Source organism: Streptomyces sp. BK340 (assembly GCF_007827595.1).
Classification (GTDB): Bacteria; Actinomycetota; Actinomycetes; order Streptomycetales; family Streptomycetaceae; genus Streptomyces.
This window is the reverse complement of record NZ_VISR01000003.1, coordinates 557,082-574,654: the sequence shown is the minus strand read 5'-3', so window position 1 is coordinate 574,654 and position 17,573 is coordinate 557,082. Positions and strand designations below refer to the sequence as shown.

Here is a 17,573-nt window from a genome sequence, read left to right as displayed (position 1 = left end):
TAGTGTGCCCCGGTGACCACGCAATCGAACACTCCTGCAGGCTGGTACCCCGATCCGCACGGGGCTGCCCAGACGCTCCGTTACTGGGACGGCGCGCAGTGGACCGACCACACGAACCCGGCCCAGCAGGCCGCCGCGCAGGTTCCGCAGCAGCAGGCCGCGCCCCGGCAGCCCGCTGCCCACATCCCGCACCAGCAGGCCACCGACGCCAAGGTGCAGCGCCAGGTGCAGCAGCAGGCCGGAGTCGCGGCCGGCGGTCCCGGCGGCGGCACTCTCTTCACCGAGCCGGTCCTGGTGGTGAACCAGAAGGCCAAGCTGATCGAGCTCACCAACGAGTACAAGGTCATGGACCAGAACGGCCGCGAGCTCGGCGCCGTGACCGAGGTCGGCCAGAGCGCGCTGCGGAAGATCTTCCGCTTCATCTCCAACTGGGACCAGTTCCTGACCCACAAGCTGGAGATCCGCGACGCCTACGGGCAGCCGCAGCTGCTGCTGACCCGCCCCGCGAAGATCTTCAAGTCCCGGGTCATCGTGACCCGTCCGGACGGCTCCCCGGTCGGTGAGATCGTCCAGCAGAACATGATCGGAAAGATCAACTTCGCGATGAACGTGAACGGCCAGCAGGTCGGCGCGATCAAGGCGGAGAACTGGCGGGCGTGGAACTTCGCGATCGTCGACCACTCGGACAACGAGGTGGCCCGGATCACCAAGACCTGGGAAGGCCTCGCCAAGACGCTGTTCACGACGGCGGACAACTACGTCCTGCAGATCCACTACCAGCTGCCCGAGCCGCTGCTGAGCCTGGTCGTGGCGACGGCTCTGACCGTCGACACCGCGCTCAAGCAGGACTCGCGGGGCTGGAACTGAGCGGACTCCGCACGGGGAGTACGGCAATGGCGGCCGGTGCACGCGGACTTCGCGCGCACCGGCCGCCGCCGTGTGTCCGGCCGGATCGGGTGTCCGCTCAGTGTGCGGTGAGATGCCCGGGCTGCTCCGGCTGCCGGGGCACCAGCACCGGTTCCGCCGCCGCCGTGCCCGGCTCCAGGGCCAGCACCGCGGCGACCGGGTGGTCGTCGTGCTCGTCGGACCGGTCGGGTTCGGGCGCCGACCGGGTCAGCAGGACCACGCCCCAGGCCGCCAGCCCCGCCCCGGCCAGCCCCAGCAGCACACCGCCGGCTCCGCCGCGCAGGCCCTGCCCGAGCAGGGTCAGGCCGATGACCGCGGCGGCCGTCGGGTTGGCCAGGGTGACGACTGCCAGCGGGCCGCCGAGACCGCCGCGGTAGGCCGTCTGTGACAGCAGCAGGCCGCCGGTGGCGAACGCGGCGACCAGGACGGCGACCACGATCACCTCGGTACTCAGTGCCGGGCCCGTGCGGTCCGTCGCCGCCACCGTCACCGTCTGGGTGAGGGCGGAGGCGACACCCGAGGCGAATCCGGAGGCGGTCGCGTGCCGCAGGCCCGGCCGGGCGCCGGGCCGGGAGAGCATCCCGATCAGGGCAGCGGTCGTACCGGCGACCGCCAGCGCCTGGGTCAGGCTCAGCACCCGCTCGGGTGCCGGACCCGACGCGGTGACCAGCAGCGCGGCCAGCCCCAGCAGCGTGAGTGCCGTACCGCGCCACTCCACCGCGCTGACCCGCCGCCCGGCCGCCCGCGCCCCGAGCGGCACGGCCGCGACGAGGGTGAGCGCGCCCAGCGGCTGGACGACGGTGAGCGGGCCGTACTTGAGGGACACGACGTGCAGCAGGGCGGCGGCCGCGTTCAGTCCGACCGCCGACCACCAGGCGCCGGTGCCCAGCAGTCGCAGGAGGCCGGGCCCGGCGCTGCGGGAGGCGAGGCGTTCCTGGGCGACTGCGGCCGCGGCGTAGGCGACGGCCGAGATCAGGGACAGGCCGACGGCGAGGAGAACGGCGGGGCTCATCGGCCCGCTCCCACCAGGACGGGCTCCTTCGGGGCGAGCCGCCGGGCACCGCGTCCCGCCGTACTGGACGTCCGCTTCGGCGGGTGGACGACCGCGAGCGCCACGCCGAGCATGGCGGTCGCGACGATCGCGTCCAGCCAGTAGTGGTTGGCCGTGCCCACGATCACCAGCAGGGTGATCAGCGGGTGCAGGAGCCACAGCCAGCGCAGGCGCGACCGGGTGGCGGCGATCAGGCCGATCGCCACCATCAGGGCCCAGCCGAAGTGCAGCGACGGCATCGCCGCGAACTGGTTGGAGAGGTGGTCGCTGGACGGCGGGCCGTAGACGGAGGGGCCGTAGACCCGGGCGGTGTCCACCAGGCCGGTGCCGGTCAGCATCCGCGGCGGCGCCAGCGGGAACACGAACGGCAGGACCAGGGCCGCGGAGGTGACCACGGCCAGAACCCGGCGGGCCCACACGTAGTGCGCGGGCCGGCTGAGGTACAGCCACACCAGGAAGGCCAGCGTGGCGGGGAAGTGGACGGTCGCGTAGTAGGTGTTCGCCAGATGCACGAGGGCGTCGCCGTGCAGCAGTGCGGACTGCACGGCGGTCTCGTGGGGAAGGTGCAGGGTCCGCTCGAGGTCCCACACCCGGTGGGCGTTGCGGAAGGCGTCCGCGGTATGGCCGGTGGCCAGCTGCCGCCCGAGCTTGTACACGAGGAAGAGCCCTGCGACGAGCAGGAACTCGCGGAGGAGCGGCGGGCGCGTTATCGCGTCCGGCTCCGCTTCTGCAGGCTCGGTTCGGGCATTCATCCCCCGGCCCCTTCGCTGACGGTCGTGCGTGTGGTGGTGCGGGCTGCGGCCCGGACCGGGGTCCGGGCTCATCGATACGGCTGAGTACCGATACTTCCCAGTACCGATACGGGAGTGTACCGATACGGCAGTGTACCGATACGCTTGAGTACCGGTACACTTGCGTATCGATTGATGTGCGACACACTGGAGACAGGGTCCGCGGCCGTCCTTGCGCGGATCTTCAGCGGACCGGGTACGAGTGAGGGGAAGCCACGCATGACGTCGCAGGCCGCGGACGGACCGGAGACGGTCGCCGCCTCGCGCCGCTCCAAGATCACGCCCGAGCGTGAGCGGGAGTTCTTCGACGCTGTGCTGGAGCAGATCCGCGAGTGCGGCTACGACTCCGTGACCATGGAAGGCGTCGCCGCGAGCACCCGGTGCAGCAAGTCCACGCTCTACCGGCAGTGGAAGACCAAGCCCCAGTTCGTCGCGGCCGCGCTGCGCGCCAACCGCAAGGTGCGCTTCGCCGGGATCGACACCGGCTCACTCGCCGAGGACCTGCGCCAGGCGGCACGCGCCGCGGGCGACTGGTCCAACAAGGACGCCCGGCTCCTGCAGGCACTCGGTCACGCGGTCACGGCCGACCACGAACTGGCACAGGCGCTGCGTGACGCACTCGTCACGCCGGAGATCGCCGCACTGCAGGAGATGCTGGAGAGGGGTGTGCGAAGGGGCGAGGTGCGCGCGGACCACCCCGCACTGGAGTACATCCCGGCCATGATGTTCGGCGTCCTGCGGGTGCGCCCGGTGCTGAGCGGCGAGTACGCCGACGCCGACTATCTCGACCGTTTCGTGGAGTCCGCCGTGCTGCCCGCACTCGGACTGACCCAGGACCCAGGCCGCCGTTCACGGGATGACTGAACGGTGACCTGCCGGCGCCGCACCGTGGGGACGGGGGCGGCGCGCACCCCCCGGCCGGGTGGGGTTCCCCTTGAGCGGAGGGGAATCCCACCCGGCCGACTTCTGTCCGGCGGCGTCCTCAGACGTTCTGGCCGTTCCCGCCGCCCGACGAGACCTTGATCCCCTGCAGGATGTCGTCGATGACGGACACCTTCTGGCCGACGTCCACACCGAAGCGCACCACGACGATCCGCTTGGTGTCGTTCGGCGAGGGGAAGGCGACGGACTCGACATAGCCGTCGGAGCCGTTGGCGGTGACCGCCTTCCAGCGCACCAGGTAGCCCTTCTGCCCGGCCACCGTGACCGGCTTGGAGGCCAGCACCTCGTGCGAGGTGATGCTGCCGTAGGAGGTGCCGCCGTAGGACTCCTTGGCGTTGGCCGCGATGTCCGCCTTGGCGACCGCCTCGGCCGTGTCGCCGTCCGTGCCGAGCGCGACGGCGGGGGCCGAGTAGGCGCCGCCCGCGGTGCACGTCTGCTCCTTGTTGCCGGGGCACTTGTAGGAGTTGTCGGACGTGACCTGCGCGCCGACGCTGATCGTCTGCCCGGTCCAGCCCTTCGGCACGGGCATGCTGATCCCGTTCACCGGATCCGGCACCGTGCCGCCGCCCCGGATCTTGGGCGCCGCGGACTGCCCCGGGGACGGCGACCCGCCCGGACCACCGGAGCCGCCCGGACCGCCGGACCCGCCCTGCCCGCCGTTCTGTCCGCCCGGTCCCTGCTGGGAACCGGCGCGGTCGTCCCCCCCGCCGTTCCCGCCGTCCTTGCTGAGCGCGTACACCCCGACCCCGATGCTCACCAGGACCGCGGCCGCCGCCACGACGGCTATGCCGGTGCGCAGACCGCGCCGGGGCGCGGCCGGCTGGACCGGGTACACCGGATATCCCGGGAAGGCGGCCCCGTACGCAGGGGCAGCCGGCTGCGGGCCGCCGGGAAACTGCTGCGCCGGGGGACCCCACGTGGCGGCCGTCCCGGCGGGGCGGGTCTGGTCGGTCCAGGCCTTGCCGTCCCACCAGCGCTCGGTGGGCGGACCGTCATTCGTCTGCCCGGGGTCGGGGTACCACCCGGGAGGAGTCACCTGCGTCATGCCCCCACCGTATGAGGCATCGGTGAAAGCCGGATGAGAGGATCCGCCGCCAATTCCTCGGACCGGTACATTTCACCTCGGATTCAATGGCCTTCATCCCGGATTTCCGCGCTTCGCCGAGGACTCCCGCGTTCCGGCCGTCACAGTCGGACCGGCGTGCGGTACGGCACGGCGGGCTTCCTCACACCGTCACCACCAGCCGCACCGGCCCCACCCGCGGGGCCGGCGGCAGGCGCAGCCCCTCCCGCCCCGGTGTCAGCGAGCCCAGCACACTCGGGTGCCGGGCGCCCGTGCTGCGCGGGTCGGTGCCGGGGAGGCCGTGGGCGGTGAGGAAACCGAGGACCGCGAAGGCGTACGCCTCCTTCCCGGCGGCGGACAGGCCCAGCTGGTCCGACGTGCGTACGGCGGTCCGCGGGAGCAGCTCCCGGACGTGGGACATGAGCACCGGGTTGCGGGTGCCTCCGCCGGAGGCGATCACCTCCGTGGCGCCGACGGACCGCACCGCGTCGGCGATGGTCCGGGCCGTCAGCAGGGTGAGCGTCGCCAGCACGTCCGGGGCGGGCAGGCCGTCCACCCCGGCCCCCCGCAGGTACCCGGCGTGGAACAGCTCCTTGCCGGTCGTCTTGGGCGGGACCAGCGCGTAGTACGGCTCGGCGAGCAGCCGTTCCAGCAGCGGCAGGTCCGGCCGGCCCCGCGCGGCCAGCGCCCCGCCGGCGTCGTAGGCCAGCCGCCCGCCGCTGTACTCCCTGGCCGCCGCGTCCAGCAGCGCGCAGCCCGGCCCGGTGTCGAAGGCGGTCCCGTCCGGCGCGGTGAGGTTGGCGATCCCGCCGATGTTCAGCGCCACCGGCGTGCCGGGCCTGCCCCGCAGCCACAACAGGTCCACGAGGCTCACCAGGGGCGCGCCCTGGCCGCCGGCGGTGACGTCCCGGGACCGGAAGTCGGCGACCACCGGCAGCCCGGTCGCCTCGGCGATCCACGCCGGCTGCCCCAGCTGGAGCGTGCCGTGCACCCGGCCGCCGTCCACCCAGTGGTAGACGGTCTGCCCGTGCGAGGCCACCAATTCGCCTTGTCCGCCGCACAGTTCACGGTCCGCCCGGACCGCCGCCGCGGCGAACGCCCGCCCGATCAGGGTGTCGAGGCGGCACACCTCGGCGAGCGGAACGGCGGCCGGTGGCAGCGCAGCGGCGAGCGCTTCGCGCAGTGCGTCGTCGTACGGCGCGCTCACCATCCCCAGCGGCTTCAGCATGAGCGTGTCCCCGTCCAGCCGCAGATCCGCGGCCGCCGCGTCGACCGCGTCGTACGACGTCCCCGACATGAGCCCGATCACCCGCATCGCTCAACTCACCTTTCCCGTCTGCCGCTTCATCAGCGCCAGCGCACTCAGCGCGCAGGCCGTCGCGGCGTAGTAGGCGGGCACGTCCACGTTCCCGGTCCGGTGTACGGCCTCCGTGATGATCAGTCCCGCGCTTCCGGAGAACACCGCGTTCGAGAGGGAGTAGGCCAGCCCGAGGCCCGTCCAGCGCACCCGTGCCGGGAACATCTCGGCGAGCAGTGCGGGCCCGGGCCCGGCCATGAGCCCCACCACGGCGCCCGCCGCACACGTGGCCATGCCCCTCGCCACGGCGGAAGTCCCCTCGTTCTGCAGCAGGTCGAACAACGGCACGGCGAGTCCGGCCACCAGCACCGCCCCGGTGAGCATCACCGGGCGCCGCCCGACCCGGTCGCTGAGCAGCCCCGCCGGGAGGATCGCCGCGGCGAACCCGAGGTTGGCCGGCACGGTGGTGAGCAGCGCATCCCGGACACCCGTGTGCAGCGAGGCCTGGAGATACGAGGGCAGGACGACGAGGAACGTGTATCCGGCCGCCGACCAGCCCATGACCCGCCCGACACCGAGCAGCACCGCCGACGCCACCACCCCGGCGCCACTCGGGCCGGCAGCCGTCCGCGCCCGCTCCCGGAACTCCGGCGTCTCCTCCAGCCCGACCCGCAGCCACAGCGCCACCAGCCCCAGCGGCAACGCCAGCAGGAACGGCAACCGCCAGCCCCAGTCGGCGAGTTGGTCCTCGCCGAGCACCATGGCAGTCGCCGCCGCGACACCCGCGCCGCCCAGCAGGCCCAGCGCCACCGTGAACGACTGCCACGCGCCGTACAGTCCGCGCCGCCCCGGCGGGGCGAACTCGGTCATCAGCGCCACCGCGCCGCCGAACTCACCGCCTGCCGAGAGTCCCTGAAGCACCCTCAGGAACGTCAGCAGCCACGGTGCCAGGGCGCCCGCGGTGGCGTACGTCGGCAGCACGCCGATCAGCGTCGTCGCGGCCGCCATCAGCGCGATCACCGCGATGAGCACCGGCCGTCGCCCGATCCGGTCGCCCAGCCTGCCGAACAGGGCCGCGCCGAGGGGCCGGAAGAAGAACGCCAGCGCGAAGGATGCGTACGTGCGCACCAGGCCGTCGGTCGCAGTCGCGCCCGCCGGGGTGAAGAACCGCTCGGCGAGGACGGTGGCCAGATAGCCGTAGACGCCGAACTCGTACCACTCGACGAGATTGCCCACCGACCCCGCCGCCACCGCCCGCACCGTCGGCGTGCGGGCGGCCGTGTCGCCGCGGACGCCGCGGTGGTCGCGGTCGTCCCGTTCGTCGCGGTCGTGTCGTTCCCCATGGCCCCCGCGATCTCCGGGGGGTTCGAAAATCAGCTTCATTCCAGGCCCTGTTGACGGTTCGTCGGATCCACAGCGGCTGGTGGGACGGCATGCGCGTCGCCCACTCGCCTCATCGTTCACCCGGCGGGGCAACACGTGCCCGGACCGGCCTCCACACATCCCACCGGACGGCTACGCTCGTGGTCTGTACGTCATTCGGGCGACCTGGGGAGGTAACGGGATGACGGAGGCACGGCCGTCGGCGGCCGCCGCGGCTTCCCTGTGGGAGCGGGACGCGGAGATCGCCACCGTCACGCGGACGCTCGACGTCCTGTGCGCCGATCAGTCGTCCGCGGGCAGCCTGCTGGTCTTCCGGGGCGAGGCCGGACTCGGCAAGACCGCGCTGCTCGCCGAGACCCGCCGCATCGCCGAGCGCCGCGGCTGCACGGTGTGGTACGCCCGCGGCGGCGAGACCCTGAAGTCCGTGCCGTTCAACGTGGTGCGGCAGCTGCTGCAGCCGGCGCTGCTCTCCCTGCTCCCGGAGGAGGCACGCGAGTACCTCGGCGACTGGTACGACATCGCGGGCCCCGCCCTCGGGATAGTGGAACCGGGCGAGGGCAGCGTCGACCCGCAGTACGTCTGCGACGGGCTCGTCGCGGCCGTGCGCCGGCTCGCCCGCCGTGAGTGGCCGCTGGTGCTGATCATCGACGACGCACACTGGGCCGACCAGGAGACCCTGCGCTGGCTCGCCGCGTTCGCCGAACGCCTGGACGACCTGTCGGTGCTGGTCCTGGTCGCCCGCCGCCCCGGCGAGGTGAGCGGCGAGAGCGCCCGCCTCCTCGAAGCGGTCGCCGCCACGGCGGGGCATCCCGTCAGCAACCTCAGCGCCCTGACCCCGGAGGCCACCGCCGGGCTCACCCGCGCCACCGTCGGCCGGCACGCCGACGACCCGTTCTGCCGCGAGGTCTGGGCCGTCACCGGCGGCAACCCGTACGACACCGTCGAACTCCTCGCCAAGGTGCTGGACAGCGAGGTCCATCCGGTCGAGTCCCGGGCCGGCGAACTGCGCGACCTGAACCGCTCCGCCCGCGGCGGCGGCCTGGTCGACCGGCTCAAGGGACTCGGCATCGACGCCACCCAGTTCGCCTGGGCCGCCGCCATCCTCGGCACCGGCATCTCCGTCGACCTCGTCGCACGGCTCGCCTCCATGAACCCCGACACCGCCGAGCGCTGCGCCGACCTGCTCCGCACCGCCCGCTTCCTCACCGAACCAGACCAGGCGGCCGGCTCCGAGACCGAGGAAGGCGAGCTGGAGTTCGTCCACCCGCTGATCGCCTCCGCCGTCTACAACTCCATCCCGGCGGGCGTGTGCACCGCCATGCACGGCGTCGCCGCGCAGATCCTCACCGAGACCGGCCACAGCGCCGCCGAGGCCTCCCGGCACCTGCTCAAGGTGCACCCGGACGACGACGAGGAACTCGTCGAGCAGCTGCGCGAGGCGGCCCGCGAGCACCTGGCCGTCGGCGCGCCCGACGCGGCCCGCCGCTGTCTGGAGCGCGCCCTGGCCGAGCCGCCGCTCCCCGACGTGCACGCACAGGTGCTCTTCGAACTGGGCCACGCCACCCTGCTCACCGCACCCGCCGTCACCATCGAGCATCTGCAGTCCGCGCTCGCCATGCCCGGCCTGAACGGCACCCAGCGGGTCGACGCCGTGGTCCGGCTCTCCCAGGCGCTGCTCCACAACGACCAGCTGGAGGAAGCCGTCCGCACGGTCGAGGCCGAGGCCGCCCGGCACGAGGCGGGCCCGGTCAAGCTGCGGCTGCAGGCCGTGCAGTTCATGTGGGAGGGCATCCACGGCGAGAGCGTCTCCCCGGAACGCTCCCGGCGCCTGGCCGAACTGGCCGGCACCTGCACCGGCCGGGACAACTCCGAGCGCGCCCTGCTGATCCTGCGCGGCTTCGACGCGATGACCCACGGCGAGAACGCCGAGGAGGTCCTCCAGCTGTGCGACCGCGCCCTCGTCAACGGCCGCCTCGCACCCGGCCTCGGCTGGACCGACGGCGAGTGGGGCATCGAACTGCTGATGATGCTGGGCAGCTCGTACGCCTACGCCGACCGGCTCGACCGCGCCGAGAGCCTGTTCGCCGAGGCCCTGCGCGCCTACACCGGCGCCGGCTGGCGCGGCGGCCACCTCTCCCTGGCCAACGCCTTCCTCGGCCTCGCCTACCGCAGGCAGGGCCGGCTACGCGACGCCGAGACCACGCTGCGCGAGGCGCTGACGCTGGCCGAGCGCGTCGGCCGCGGCCTGCCGCTGTACTGGTCGTCGACCTGCGGACTCGTCGACACCCTGCTGGCCCGCGGCCATGTCGAGGAGGCCTGGGCGATCGCCGAGCAGTACGGCTTCGCCCCGCCCTACCCGTCCACGATCGTGCTGCCCGACATCCGCTCCGTACGCGGCCGGCTGCTGCTCGCGACGGGCCGCACCGAGGAGGGCATCAACGAACTGGAGGCCGCCGAGAAGACGGCCGTCTCCCGCGGCGGCCACAACCCCGTCCTCGCACCCTGGTCCGTCGACCTCGCCAAGGCCCTCGCCACCCAGGACCCCGCCAGGGCCGCCCGGCTCGCCGCGGACGCCCGCCGACAGGCCGAGCGGTTCGGCACGGACACCGCCATCGGCGAGGCCCTGCGCTGTGCCGCCGCGTTGGAGACCGGCCAGCGCGCGGTCCATCTGGCCGCCCAGGCCGTCGCCTATCTGGAGGCCTCGCCCTGCCAGTACGAGCACGCGGCGGCCCGGGTCGAGTACGGCATCGCGATCCGCTCGGTCGCCGAACTCAACCGGGGCCTGGCGCTGGCCCGTTCGATCGGCGCGGACGGGCTGGTGGCGCAGGCGCGGGAGGTGCTGGAGACCGGGCGGGGACTGCGCTAGGGGGTTTCGTTTGGATCAGGTCGGATCAGGCCGCGGCGTCCGGTGCGGTGCATCGCAAGGCGGAGGAGCACCCGCGTACTGGGCGTACCCGGGTGGTCCGACAACGCGACGAGGTGCCGTGCCGGGCGTCACGGACCCGGGCTGACCCAAACGAACCCCCTAGGCGCGCGCCGGGCGTCGCCGCGCGGAGGGGAGTCCGACGGCCGGCAGGGTCACCCTTGGCCGGGCGTCCCGTCCTCGTCCTTCCCGTCCTCGTCCTGCCGGTCCTCCTCGGCGAGCACCCGCTGGGCCGTCGCGAACGCCGAGTTGGCCGCGGGCACCCCGCAGTACACCGCTGTCTGCAGCAGCACCGCCCCGATCTCCTCCGGCGTCAGCCCGTTCCGCCGCGCAGCCCGGACATGCATCGCCAGCTCGGCGTAGTGGCCGTGCGCGACCAGCGCGGTCAGCGTGATCATGCTGCGCTCGCGGCGCGAGAGGGTCGGGTCGGTCCAGATCTCGCCCCAGGCGTAGCGGGAGACGAAGTCCTGGAACCGCGCCGTGAACGGGGTCTGCCGGGCCTGTGCCCGGTCGACGTGCGCATCGCCCAGCACCTCCCGGCGCACCGCCGCCCCGCTCGCCGGGGGCCCGGTCAGCTGGGTGCGCAGGGCGGTCAGGACGGCCTGCGGGCACTGCGCGGGCGCGAGGTGCGAGGCCCCGGGCAGCTCCACGAGCGCGGCCGCGGGCACCGCGTCCGCGATCTCCCGCAGATGCGCGGGCGGCGTCGCCGGATCCTGCCGGCCCGCAACGAGCAGGGCCGGTACGGCGATGTCGGCGAGCCGGTCGCGCAGGTCGAACGCGGCCAGCGCGTCGCAGCAGGCGGCGTACGCCTCCGGGTCGGCCTCCCGGTGGTCCCGCACCAGCCGCGGCACGGTGAAGCCGGGCGTGAACCACCGCGCGTCGGCGCTCTCGACCAGCCACTCCAGGCCCTCCCGGCGCACCCGCTCGGCCCGCTCCCGCCAGGGCGCGCCGCCGCCGAAGTGCGCGGAGGAGCAGATGACGGCCAGCGAGGTCAGCCGGTCGGGGTGGTGCGTGGCCAGGTGCAGGCCGACCGCTCCGCCCAGCGACACGCCCGCATAGGCGAACCGCTCGATGCCGAGCGTGTCGGCGAGCGCCAGCACCAGCGCGGCGAGGTCGCCGACGGTGGCACCCGGCCCGATCAGGTCCGGCGCCGAACCACCGTGCCCCGGCAGGTCCCAGCGCACCACCCGGTGCGTGGTCGACAGCTCGGGCGCGACCGCGTCCCACAGGGCGTAGGAGGTGCCGAGCGACGGGCCGAGCAGCAGCGGGGGAGCGGAGGCCGGGCCTTCTTCCAGGTGGTTGAGGAGTTTCACGGTCAACGTCGCTCCAGGGCACGGTCGGTGAGGGCACCGGCGAATCCGGTGTAGTGGGCGGGGTCGGCGAGGGCGCCCAGTTCGACCTCCTTCAACTCCTCTTCCTCCGCGAGGAGTTCATGCAGTGAGCGGTCCTCCTCGTGGGCGCGGCGGGCCAGTTCGGTCAGCAGTTCCTTGGCCCGTGCCCGGCCGAGGACGGGTGTCAGGGCGGCGGACAGCCGCTCGGAGACGATCAGACCCCGGGTCGTGTCCAGGTTCCGGCGCATCGCGGCGGGGTGCACCCGCAGCCCCTCCGTCAGCTCGGCAGCGTGCTCGGCGGCACCGCCCGTCAGGCGCAGCAGGTCGCGCAGCGGCTCCCACTCGGCGTGCCAGGCACCGGCCGGCCGCTCGTCCTCGGCCGCCAGGGAGCCGTACAGGGTGGCCGCGAGCTGCGGGGCGCGCCGGGCGGCCGCGGCGAGGAGCGTGGAGCGCACCGGGTTCGCCTTGTGCGGCATGGCGGAGGAGCTGCCACCGCTGCCCTCGCTCACCTCGCCGACCTCGGTGCGGGACAGCGTCAGCACGTCCACGGCGAGCTTGCCCAGCGCCCCCGCGGTGAAGGCCAGACAGCCGGCCAGGTCGGCGACGGGCGTGCGCAGCGTGTGCCAGGGCAACGCCGGTGCGGCGAGCCCGGCTTCGCGGGCGTAGGCCCTCGTCAGCGCGTCCGCGTCCTGGGCTCCGTACGCCTGGAATGCCGCCAGGGTGCCGGCCGCACCTCCGAGTTGGGCAGGAAGCGAGTCCCGTACCCGGGTGAGGCGGTCGCGTGCGTCCAGGACCAGCGAGCGCCAGCCGGCCGCCTTCAGCCCGAACGTCGTGGGTACGGCGTGCTGGGTGAGCGTGCGACCGGGCAGTGGCGTGCCGCGGTGCTCCGCCGCGAGCCCGGCCAACGCCCGCTCGGTGCGGCCGAGGTCGGCGAGGACCGGCCCCAGGGTGCGTACGGCGACCAGCATCGTCGCAGTGTCCATGATGTCCTGGCTGGTCGCACCACGGTGGACGTACGGGCCGTACTCCTCGCCGACCGCCGCCGTCAGGTCGGCGATCAGCGGGATGACCGGGTTGCCGCCCGCCGGGGTGCGGGCCGCCAGCGAACGGATGCCGAAGTTCGCCGGGACGGCCGCCTCGGTCACCGCCTCCGCGGCCTCCGCCGGAGCGAGCCCGAGCGCGGCCTGCGCCCGGGTCAGCGCGGCTTCGGCGTCGAGCAGGGCCCGCAGATAGGCGTGATCGCCGGTCTCGGAGGCGGCCTCGGACAGCCCCCACTCGGGGGCGAGCAGACCCGTGTCGGCGTACGGCGGGGACGCAGATGTCACTGGAACTCCAGGAAGACCGTCTCGCCTTCTCCCTGAAGGCGGATGTCGAAACGGTAGGTGCTGCCGCCCTCGTCGCCGGCGATCAGCGTGTCACGCCGGCCGCCCACCCGGGTGAGCAGCGGGTCCGCGGCGAGCGCGGCCTCGTCGCCCGGCAGGTAGATCCGGGTGAACAGGTGCACGAGCAGACCGCGCGCGAAGACGCACACGCTCAGGTACGGGGCGCTCCGCCCACGTGCGCCGGGTCGCAGCGTCCGCGCGTACCAGTGGCCGTTCGCGTCGGTCTGGACGCGGCCCCAGCCGGTGAACTCCACGCCGTTGCGGCCCGGACAGACACCGGTCGCCGGGTCCCGCCGGATGGAGCCGTCCACCTGCGGGACGGTGCCGTCGGGGCGCGGCCCCCACAGCTCGACGAGGGCGTCCGGAAGCGGGTCGCCCTCGCCGTCGAGGACGTACCCGTGCACGGTGACCGTGTCGGGGTGCCCCAGGGGCGCGATGTCCTCGCCGCCGCGGAACGGCAGCGCGTACCCGTAGAAGGGGCCGACCGTGTGGGAGGGGGTGGGCGGCACGCCCTGCGGGCCGCTCGTGTCGGTCTTCGTCATCGCTTCCGTCAGCGTCCTTCCTCGATCCAGGTGGCGGCCGGGCCGTCCAGCACGATGTCCCAGTGGTAGCCGAGGGAGAACTCCGGCACCGACAGGGCGTGGTCGTAGGCGGCGACCAGCCGTTGCCGGGCCGCGTCGTCCGTCACGGACTGCAGGATCGGGTCGTACGGGAACAGCGGGTCGTTCGGGAAGTACATCTGCGTCACCAGCCGCTGGGTGAACGCCGTACCGAAGACCGAGAAGTGGATGTGCGCCGGGCGCCAGGCGCCCACGTGGTTGCGCCAGGGGTAGGGGCCGGGCCGGACGGTGGTGAAGCGGTAGCGGCCCTCGGCGTCCGTGAGGGTGCGGCCCACGCCGGTGAAGTTGGGATCGAGCGGGGCGTCGTGCTGCTCGCGCCGATGGGCGTAGCGGCCGGCCGAGTTGGCCTGCCAGATCTCGACCAGCTGGCCGCGGACCGGGTGTCCGGCACGGTCCAGGAGCCGTCCCGACACCGTGATCCGCTCGCCGACCGGCTCTCCGGTGTGCTGCCGGGTGAGGTCGTTGTCGATGTCGCCGAGGTCGCGCTCCCCGAAGGCGGGGGAGTGCAGTTCCACCAGTTCGGGGTCCTGGCGGGTGTCGATGGCGACCAGGGGCCGCTTGGGGTGGCGGAGCAGGGAGGAGCGGTAGGGCGCGTAGTCACGGCGCGGGTGGTGCTCGACGGGTGCTCCGTCGGCGACCCGCTTCTCGTACGCGGCGTGCTCCGCCGCGATCTCGCGGTCGATGTCCTGCTGGGTGAGAGTCATCGGGGGATACCTGACGCTTCCTTGGCGTTCGGGGGTGGCCCCACCGGTGTCGGAGCCATGACGGGGGACCGGGTTCACAGCACGTGCTCCCCGATGGTCAGTTCGGCGCCGGTCCTGGTGACGACGTCTTCAACGGTCACTCCCGGCGCGGTCTCCACCAGGAGGAGCCCCGCATCCGTGACGTCCAGTACCGCCAGATCCGTGACGACTCGGTTCACACACGCCTTGCCCGTGAGCGGCAGCGTGCACTGTTCCAGAATCTTCGGGGAACCGTCCTTCGCCGTGTGCGTCATGACGACGACGAGCGTACGGGCGCCGTGCACCAGGTCCATCGCCCCGCCGATCCCGGTGACCAGCTTCCCCGGGACCGCCCAGTTGGCCAGGTCGCCGCACGCGGACACCTGCATCGCGCCCAGCACGGCCACGTCGATGTGCCCGCCCCGGATCATCGCGAAGCTCAGGGCCGAATCGAAGTAGGAGGCGCCCGGCAGGACCGTCACGGTCTCCTTGCCGGCGTTGATCAGGTCCGGGTCGACCTCGTCCTCGGCGGGGTACGGGCCGGTTCCCAGGATGCCGTTCTCCGACTCCAGGACCACCTCGACGCCCGGCGGCAGATGGTTCGGGATCAGCGTCGGCAGGCCGATGCCGAGGTTGACGTACTGGCCGTCCTTCAGTTCGCGGGCCGCCCGGCCGGCCATCTCCTCGCGTGTCCACGCCATCAGGACCTCACCGTCCGCTGCTCGATCTTCTTGTCCGCCGCCTGCTCGGGGGTCAGCGCCACCACGCGCTGCACGAAGACGCCGGGCAGGTGCACCGCGTCCGGGTCGATCTCCCCGGGCTCCACCAGCTCCTCCACCTCGGCGACGGTCACCCGGCCGGCCATCGCGGCAAGGGGGTTGAAGTTCCGGGAGGACTTGCCGAAGACGAGGTTGCCGTGCCGGTCGCCCCTGGCGGCGCGGACCAGCGCGAAGTCGGTGCGGATGGCCCGCTCGAGGACGTACTCCGAGCCGTCGAACTCCCGGACCTCCTTCGGTGGCGAGGCGAGTGCGACCCCGCCCGCACCGTCGTACCGCCACGGCAGCCCACCCTCGGCGACCTGTGTGCCCACGCCCGCCGGGGTGTAGAAGGCGGGGATCCCGGCGCCGCCCGCGCGCAGCCGCTCGGCGAGCGTGCCCTGCGGGATCAGTTCGACCTCCAGTTCGCCGGACAGGTACTGGCGGGCGAACTCCTTGTTGCCGCCGATGTAGGAGCCGGTCACCCGGGCGATCCGGCCGGCGGCCAGCAGCACCGCGAGGCCGGACTCCATCGCACCGCAGTTGTTCGACACCACGCCCAGACCGGTCGTGCCGCGCTCGTACAGCGCCTGGATCAGTACGTTCGGCACGCCGCTCAGCCCGAAGCCGCCGACCGCGAGGGACGCGCCGTCCGGCACATCGGCCACCGCCTCCAGGGCCGTGGCGACCACCTTGTCCATCCGTGAAGCCTCATCTCTGCAATTAATCAGTGTACTGAGTATTTCGGCGAGACGCTCCTCACGCTGCCAGCGGGCATCAGAACCGTCAAGACCTTGCAGTGCAGCGGATTCCTCGTGCAGACATGCATGGCCCTCGGCGAGTATCGTTCAGTGCACCAACGAATCGACCAGGGGGGCGCGCATGGCCGCGGCGGACCTCGCCACCCATCCCGGGCACCTGGCCCGGCGGCTCCAGCAGGCGCACCACCTGCTGTGGAACACCATGGTCTCCGAGGAGATCACCTCACCGCAGTTCGCGGTGCTGAACGCACTCGTCGCCGAGCCGGGTCTGGACCAGCGGACCGTGGGGGAGCGGGTCGGCCTGGACCGCTCGACCATCGCCGAGGTCATCAGCAGGCTCACCCGCCGCGAGCTGCTGCACAAGGTCCGCGACCCGCAGGACGGCCGCCGCTTCCTGCTCCGCCTCACCGACGAGGGGCTGCGCGTCCACCGCAAGCTGACCGTGCGCACCGCGCGGATGAACCAGGTCTTCCTCGCCCCGCTCTCCCCCGAGGAGCAGACCGTCTTCTTCGACCTGATGCGCAGGGTCGCGGACGCCGCCGAGAACCTGCGCAACCCGGCCGAGTCGCCGGCCGCCCGGCCGAGCTGAACAGCGGCCCGGTCAGGAGCGGGCCTCGGCGAACACCACCCACACCTGGCCGGCGGCGAAGTTCAGCGGGCTGCCGTCCGCCGCGGTGAACGCCGTGCCGTCCGCGGCGGACGGCCGGGACCAGGTGGCGTCGAAGGACCGGCCGTCCCGCAGCACCTCGGCCTTTCCGGAGCCGACGGTCTCGGTGTACGGCGTCGTGTTGCCGAGTGTGTCGTGATAGCGCGACGCACGGATCCGTACGTACTGCACGACGACCGTCGCCGGCGCCGGCCGTCCACCGTCGGTCGTCACCGTGGGCGTGCCGTCCATCGCGACCAGCCAGCCGCTTCGCCCCGCGGACCAGGTGAAGGTGAAGCGCGCCGACGGATATCGCACCGTCCGCGCGGACTCGGGGGTGCCGCCGGAGGGTGCAGGACCGTAGTGGAAACCGGTGGTCAGCGCGGTCTTGCCGGGCGCGGAGGGCAGCAGCCGGGCGGGATGCAGATACAGGTTGTGCGGCGCGGCCCTGTCGGTGCCCCGGTAGTAGGCGTCCGTGGCCTCGTCGGGCGACTCGGCCCGCACGGGGGCCTGGTGGATCAGCGGCAGCAGCTTGCGCTGGGCTCCGGAGAACGCCAGCGTCGGTTCGTCGAACTGGCGCAGCAGCTCCAGATCGGACTCGCGGGCGCTGCGCACCGGGCCGACCGTTTTGGGGAGGGTGGTGGCGTACACCGCCATCAGGCGGCTCAGGCCGCCCTCGACCTGCTCCGCGTACACGACGTCCGCCGCGTCGAGTCCCGTCTGCGGGCGGGCCGCCGGCACGTTGTCGATCTTCACGGCGAGCAGCGAGCCGTCCGCGGATACGGCCGGACCGGTGGGCGACGCGGTCCGGTGCGGAGCGTGGGCGTCGTCGGCCGGGCCGTGCCGTGTGCAGCCGGTCGTCAGGGAGACCGTCATCGTGATGGCGGCCAGAGCCGCCGTCAGTGCCGTACGTCGTGTGCGCGCGCTGCGTCCTATGGCCACCGCTGCCCCCGTTCGTATATGTCGATTGTGTGCTCATCAGGTCATCGCGGGCCATCCC

General features: G+C 73.1%; 16 protein-coding genes. 4 read left to right on the top strand and 12 right to left on the bottom strand.

The genetic code is table 11. From position 1 onward, the window contains the following. The first annotated feature begins 12 nt into the window (after positions 1-12). Positions 13-867 carry a phospholipid scramblase-related protein gene (locus tag FB157_RS09185; protein ID WP_145877762.1) on the top strand — a complete coding sequence of 285 codons (855 nt, stop codon included), beginning with the start codon at positions 13-15 and terminating at the stop codon, positions 865-867. A 97-nt stretch (positions 868-964) separates the two neighbouring features. Here the strand turns inward: FB157_RS09185 and FB157_RS09180 are convergent, their stop codons facing one another. Further along, positions 965-1,918: a hypothetical protein gene (locus FB157_RS09180; RefSeq protein ID WP_145877761.1), complete on the bottom strand. Its 954-nt coding sequence runs from the start codon at positions 1,916-1,918 to the stop codon at positions 965-967. Further along, positions 1,915-2,709, bottom strand: a complete 795-nt coding sequence (locus tag FB157_RS09175; protein WP_145877759.1) for a phosphatase PAP2 family protein — start codon at positions 2,707-2,709, stop codon at positions 1,915-1,917. The genes FB157_RS09180 and FB157_RS09175 overlap by 4 nt, the downstream gene beginning before the upstream one ends. A 258-nt stretch (positions 2,710-2,967) precedes the next feature. Between FB157_RS09175 and FB157_RS09170 the strand changes: the two genes are divergently transcribed. After that, positions 2,968-3,612 carry a TetR/AcrR family transcriptional regulator gene (locus tag FB157_RS09170; protein ID WP_145877757.1) on the top strand — a complete coding sequence of 215 codons (645 nt, stop codon included), beginning with the start codon at positions 2,968-2,970 and terminating at the stop codon, positions 3,610-3,612. A 118-nt stretch (positions 3,613-3,730) separates the two neighbouring features. Here FB157_RS09170 and FB157_RS09165 read toward each other — a convergent pair whose 3' ends face one another. The 3 genes from FB157_RS09165 to FB157_RS09155 form a co-directional block, all read right to left on the bottom strand. Continuing rightward, entirely contained in the window at positions 3,731-4,735 is a 1,005-nt protein-coding gene (locus FB157_RS09165; RefSeq protein ID WP_145877755.1) for a DUF2510 domain-containing protein, read from the bottom strand. A gap of 181 nt (positions 4,736-4,916) precedes the next feature. Further along, positions 4,917-6,068, bottom strand: a complete 1,152-nt coding sequence (locus FB157_RS09160; RefSeq protein ID WP_145877754.1) for an anhydro-N-acetylmuramic acid kinase — start codon at positions 6,066-6,068, stop codon at positions 4,917-4,919. A gap of 3 nt (positions 6,069-6,071) precedes the next feature. Further along, positions 6,072-7,433, bottom strand: coding sequence for an MFS transporter (locus FB157_RS09155; protein ID WP_145877752.1), 1,362 nt, complete (start codon positions 7,431-7,433; stop codon positions 6,072-6,074). 181 nt (positions 7,434-7,614) lie between these two features. Here FB157_RS09155 and FB157_RS09150 point away from each other — a divergent pair, with 181 nt between their 5' ends. Continuing rightward, positions 7,615-10,299 (top strand): AAA family ATPase, encoded by a 2,685-nt coding sequence (locus FB157_RS09150; RefSeq protein ID WP_145877750.1) that lies wholly within the window; start codon positions 7,615-7,617, stop codon positions 10,297-10,299. Between the two features lie 212 nt (positions 10,300-10,511). Here FB157_RS09150 and pcaD read toward each other — a convergent pair whose 3' ends face one another. From pcaD to FB157_RS09120, 6 genes are all read right to left on the bottom strand, one after another. Then, positions 10,512-11,675, bottom strand: a complete 1,164-nt coding sequence (pcaD, locus tag FB157_RS09145) for a 3-oxoadipate enol-lactonase (protein WP_145877748.1) — start codon at positions 11,673-11,675, stop codon at positions 10,512-10,514. Next, a complete protein-coding gene (gene pcaB, locus FB157_RS09140) occupies positions 11,672-13,012 on the bottom strand; it encodes a 3-carboxy-cis,cis-muconate cycloisomerase (RefSeq protein ID WP_145877746.1) in 1,341 nt (446 codons plus the stop codon). The genes pcaD and pcaB overlap by 4 nt, the downstream gene beginning before the upstream one ends. Next, on the bottom strand, positions 13,009-13,611 hold the full coding sequence (pcaG, locus tag FB157_RS09135; protein ID WP_145877744.1) for a protocatechuate 3,4-dioxygenase subunit alpha: 603 nt from the start codon (positions 13,609-13,611) through the stop codon (positions 13,009-13,011). Before pcaG ends, pcaB begins: the two co-directional genes overlap by 4 nt. Before the next feature lie 8 nt (positions 13,612-13,619). Next, positions 13,620-14,393 (bottom strand): protocatechuate 3,4-dioxygenase subunit beta, encoded by a 774-nt coding sequence (gene pcaH, locus FB157_RS09130; protein ID WP_145877742.1) that lies wholly within the window; start codon positions 14,391-14,393, stop codon positions 13,620-13,622. 74 nt (positions 14,394-14,467) lie between these two features. Beyond that, positions 14,468-15,112 carry a CoA transferase subunit B gene (locus FB157_RS09125; RefSeq protein ID WP_145877740.1) on the bottom strand — a complete coding sequence of 215 codons (645 nt, stop codon included), beginning with the start codon at positions 15,110-15,112 and terminating at the stop codon, positions 14,468-14,470. Beyond that, complete coding sequence (locus tag FB157_RS09120) at positions 15,112-15,867, bottom strand: CoA transferase subunit A (RefSeq protein WP_145877739.1); 756 nt, start codon at positions 15,865-15,867, stop codon at positions 15,112-15,114. Before FB157_RS09120 ends, FB157_RS09125 begins: the two co-directional genes overlap by 1 nt. 181 nt (positions 15,868-16,048) lie before the next feature. On the opposite strand from FB157_RS09120, the gene FB157_RS09115 reads away from it, so the two are divergent. Beyond that, complete coding sequence (locus FB157_RS09115) at positions 16,049-16,516, top strand: MarR family winged helix-turn-helix transcriptional regulator (RefSeq protein ID WP_145877737.1); 468 nt, start codon at positions 16,049-16,051, stop codon at positions 16,514-16,516. 12 nt (positions 16,517-16,528) lie between these two features. Here the strand turns inward: FB157_RS09115 and FB157_RS09110 are convergent, their stop codons facing one another. Then, complete coding sequence (locus FB157_RS09110; protein WP_261386227.1) at positions 16,529-17,509, bottom strand: DUF3048 domain-containing protein; 981 nt, start codon at positions 17,507-17,509, stop codon at positions 16,529-16,531. Positions 17,510-17,573 lie beyond the last annotated feature (64 nt).

Excerpts from the sequence above, each read along its gene's own strand:
- FB157_RS09165 (WP_145877755.1), bottom strand. The coding sequence starts at position 4,735 with ATGACGCAGGTGACTCCTCCCGGGTGGTACCCCGACCCCGGGCAGACG.
- FB157_RS09125 (WP_145877740.1), bottom strand. The coding sequence starts at position 15,112 with ATGGCGTGGACACGCGAGGAGATGGCCGGCCGGGCGGCCCGCGAACTG.
- FB157_RS09180 (WP_145877761.1), bottom strand. The coding sequence starts at position 1,918 with ATGAGCCCCGCCGTTCTCCTCGCCGTCGGCCTGTCCCTGATCTCGGCC.
- FB157_RS09170 (WP_145877757.1), top strand. The coding sequence starts at position 2,968 with ATGACGTCGCAGGCCGCGGACGGACCGGAGACGGTCGCCGCCTCGCGC.
- FB157_RS09155 (WP_145877752.1), bottom strand. The coding sequence starts at position 7,433 with ATGAAGCTGATTTTCGAACCCCCCGGAGATCGCGGGGGCCATGGGGAA.
- FB157_RS09150 (WP_145877750.1), top strand. The coding sequence starts at position 7,615 with ATGACGGAGGCACGGCCGTCGGCGGCCGCCGCGGCTTCCCTGTGGGAG.
- pcaH (WP_145877742.1), bottom strand. The coding sequence starts at position 14,393 with ATGACTCTCACCCAGCAGGACATCGACCGCGAGATCGCGGCGGAGCAC.
- FB157_RS09120 (WP_145877739.1), bottom strand. The coding sequence starts at position 15,867 with ATGGACAAGGTGGTCGCCACGGCCCTGGAGGCGGTGGCCGATGTGCCG.
- FB157_RS09175 (WP_145877759.1), bottom strand. The coding sequence starts at position 2,709 with ATGAATGCCCGAACCGAGCCTGCAGAAGCGGAGCCGGACGCGATAACG.
- FB157_RS09115 (WP_145877737.1), top strand. The coding sequence starts at position 16,049 with ATGGCCGCGGCGGACCTCGCCACCCATCCCGGGCACCTGGCCCGGCGG.
- pcaG (WP_145877744.1), bottom strand. The coding sequence starts at position 13,611 with ATGACGAAGACCGACACGAGCGGCCCGCAGGGCGTGCCGCCCACCCCC.
- FB157_RS09160 (WP_145877754.1), bottom strand. The coding sequence starts at position 6,068 with ATGCGGGTGATCGGGCTCATGTCGGGGACGTCGTACGACGCGGTCGAC.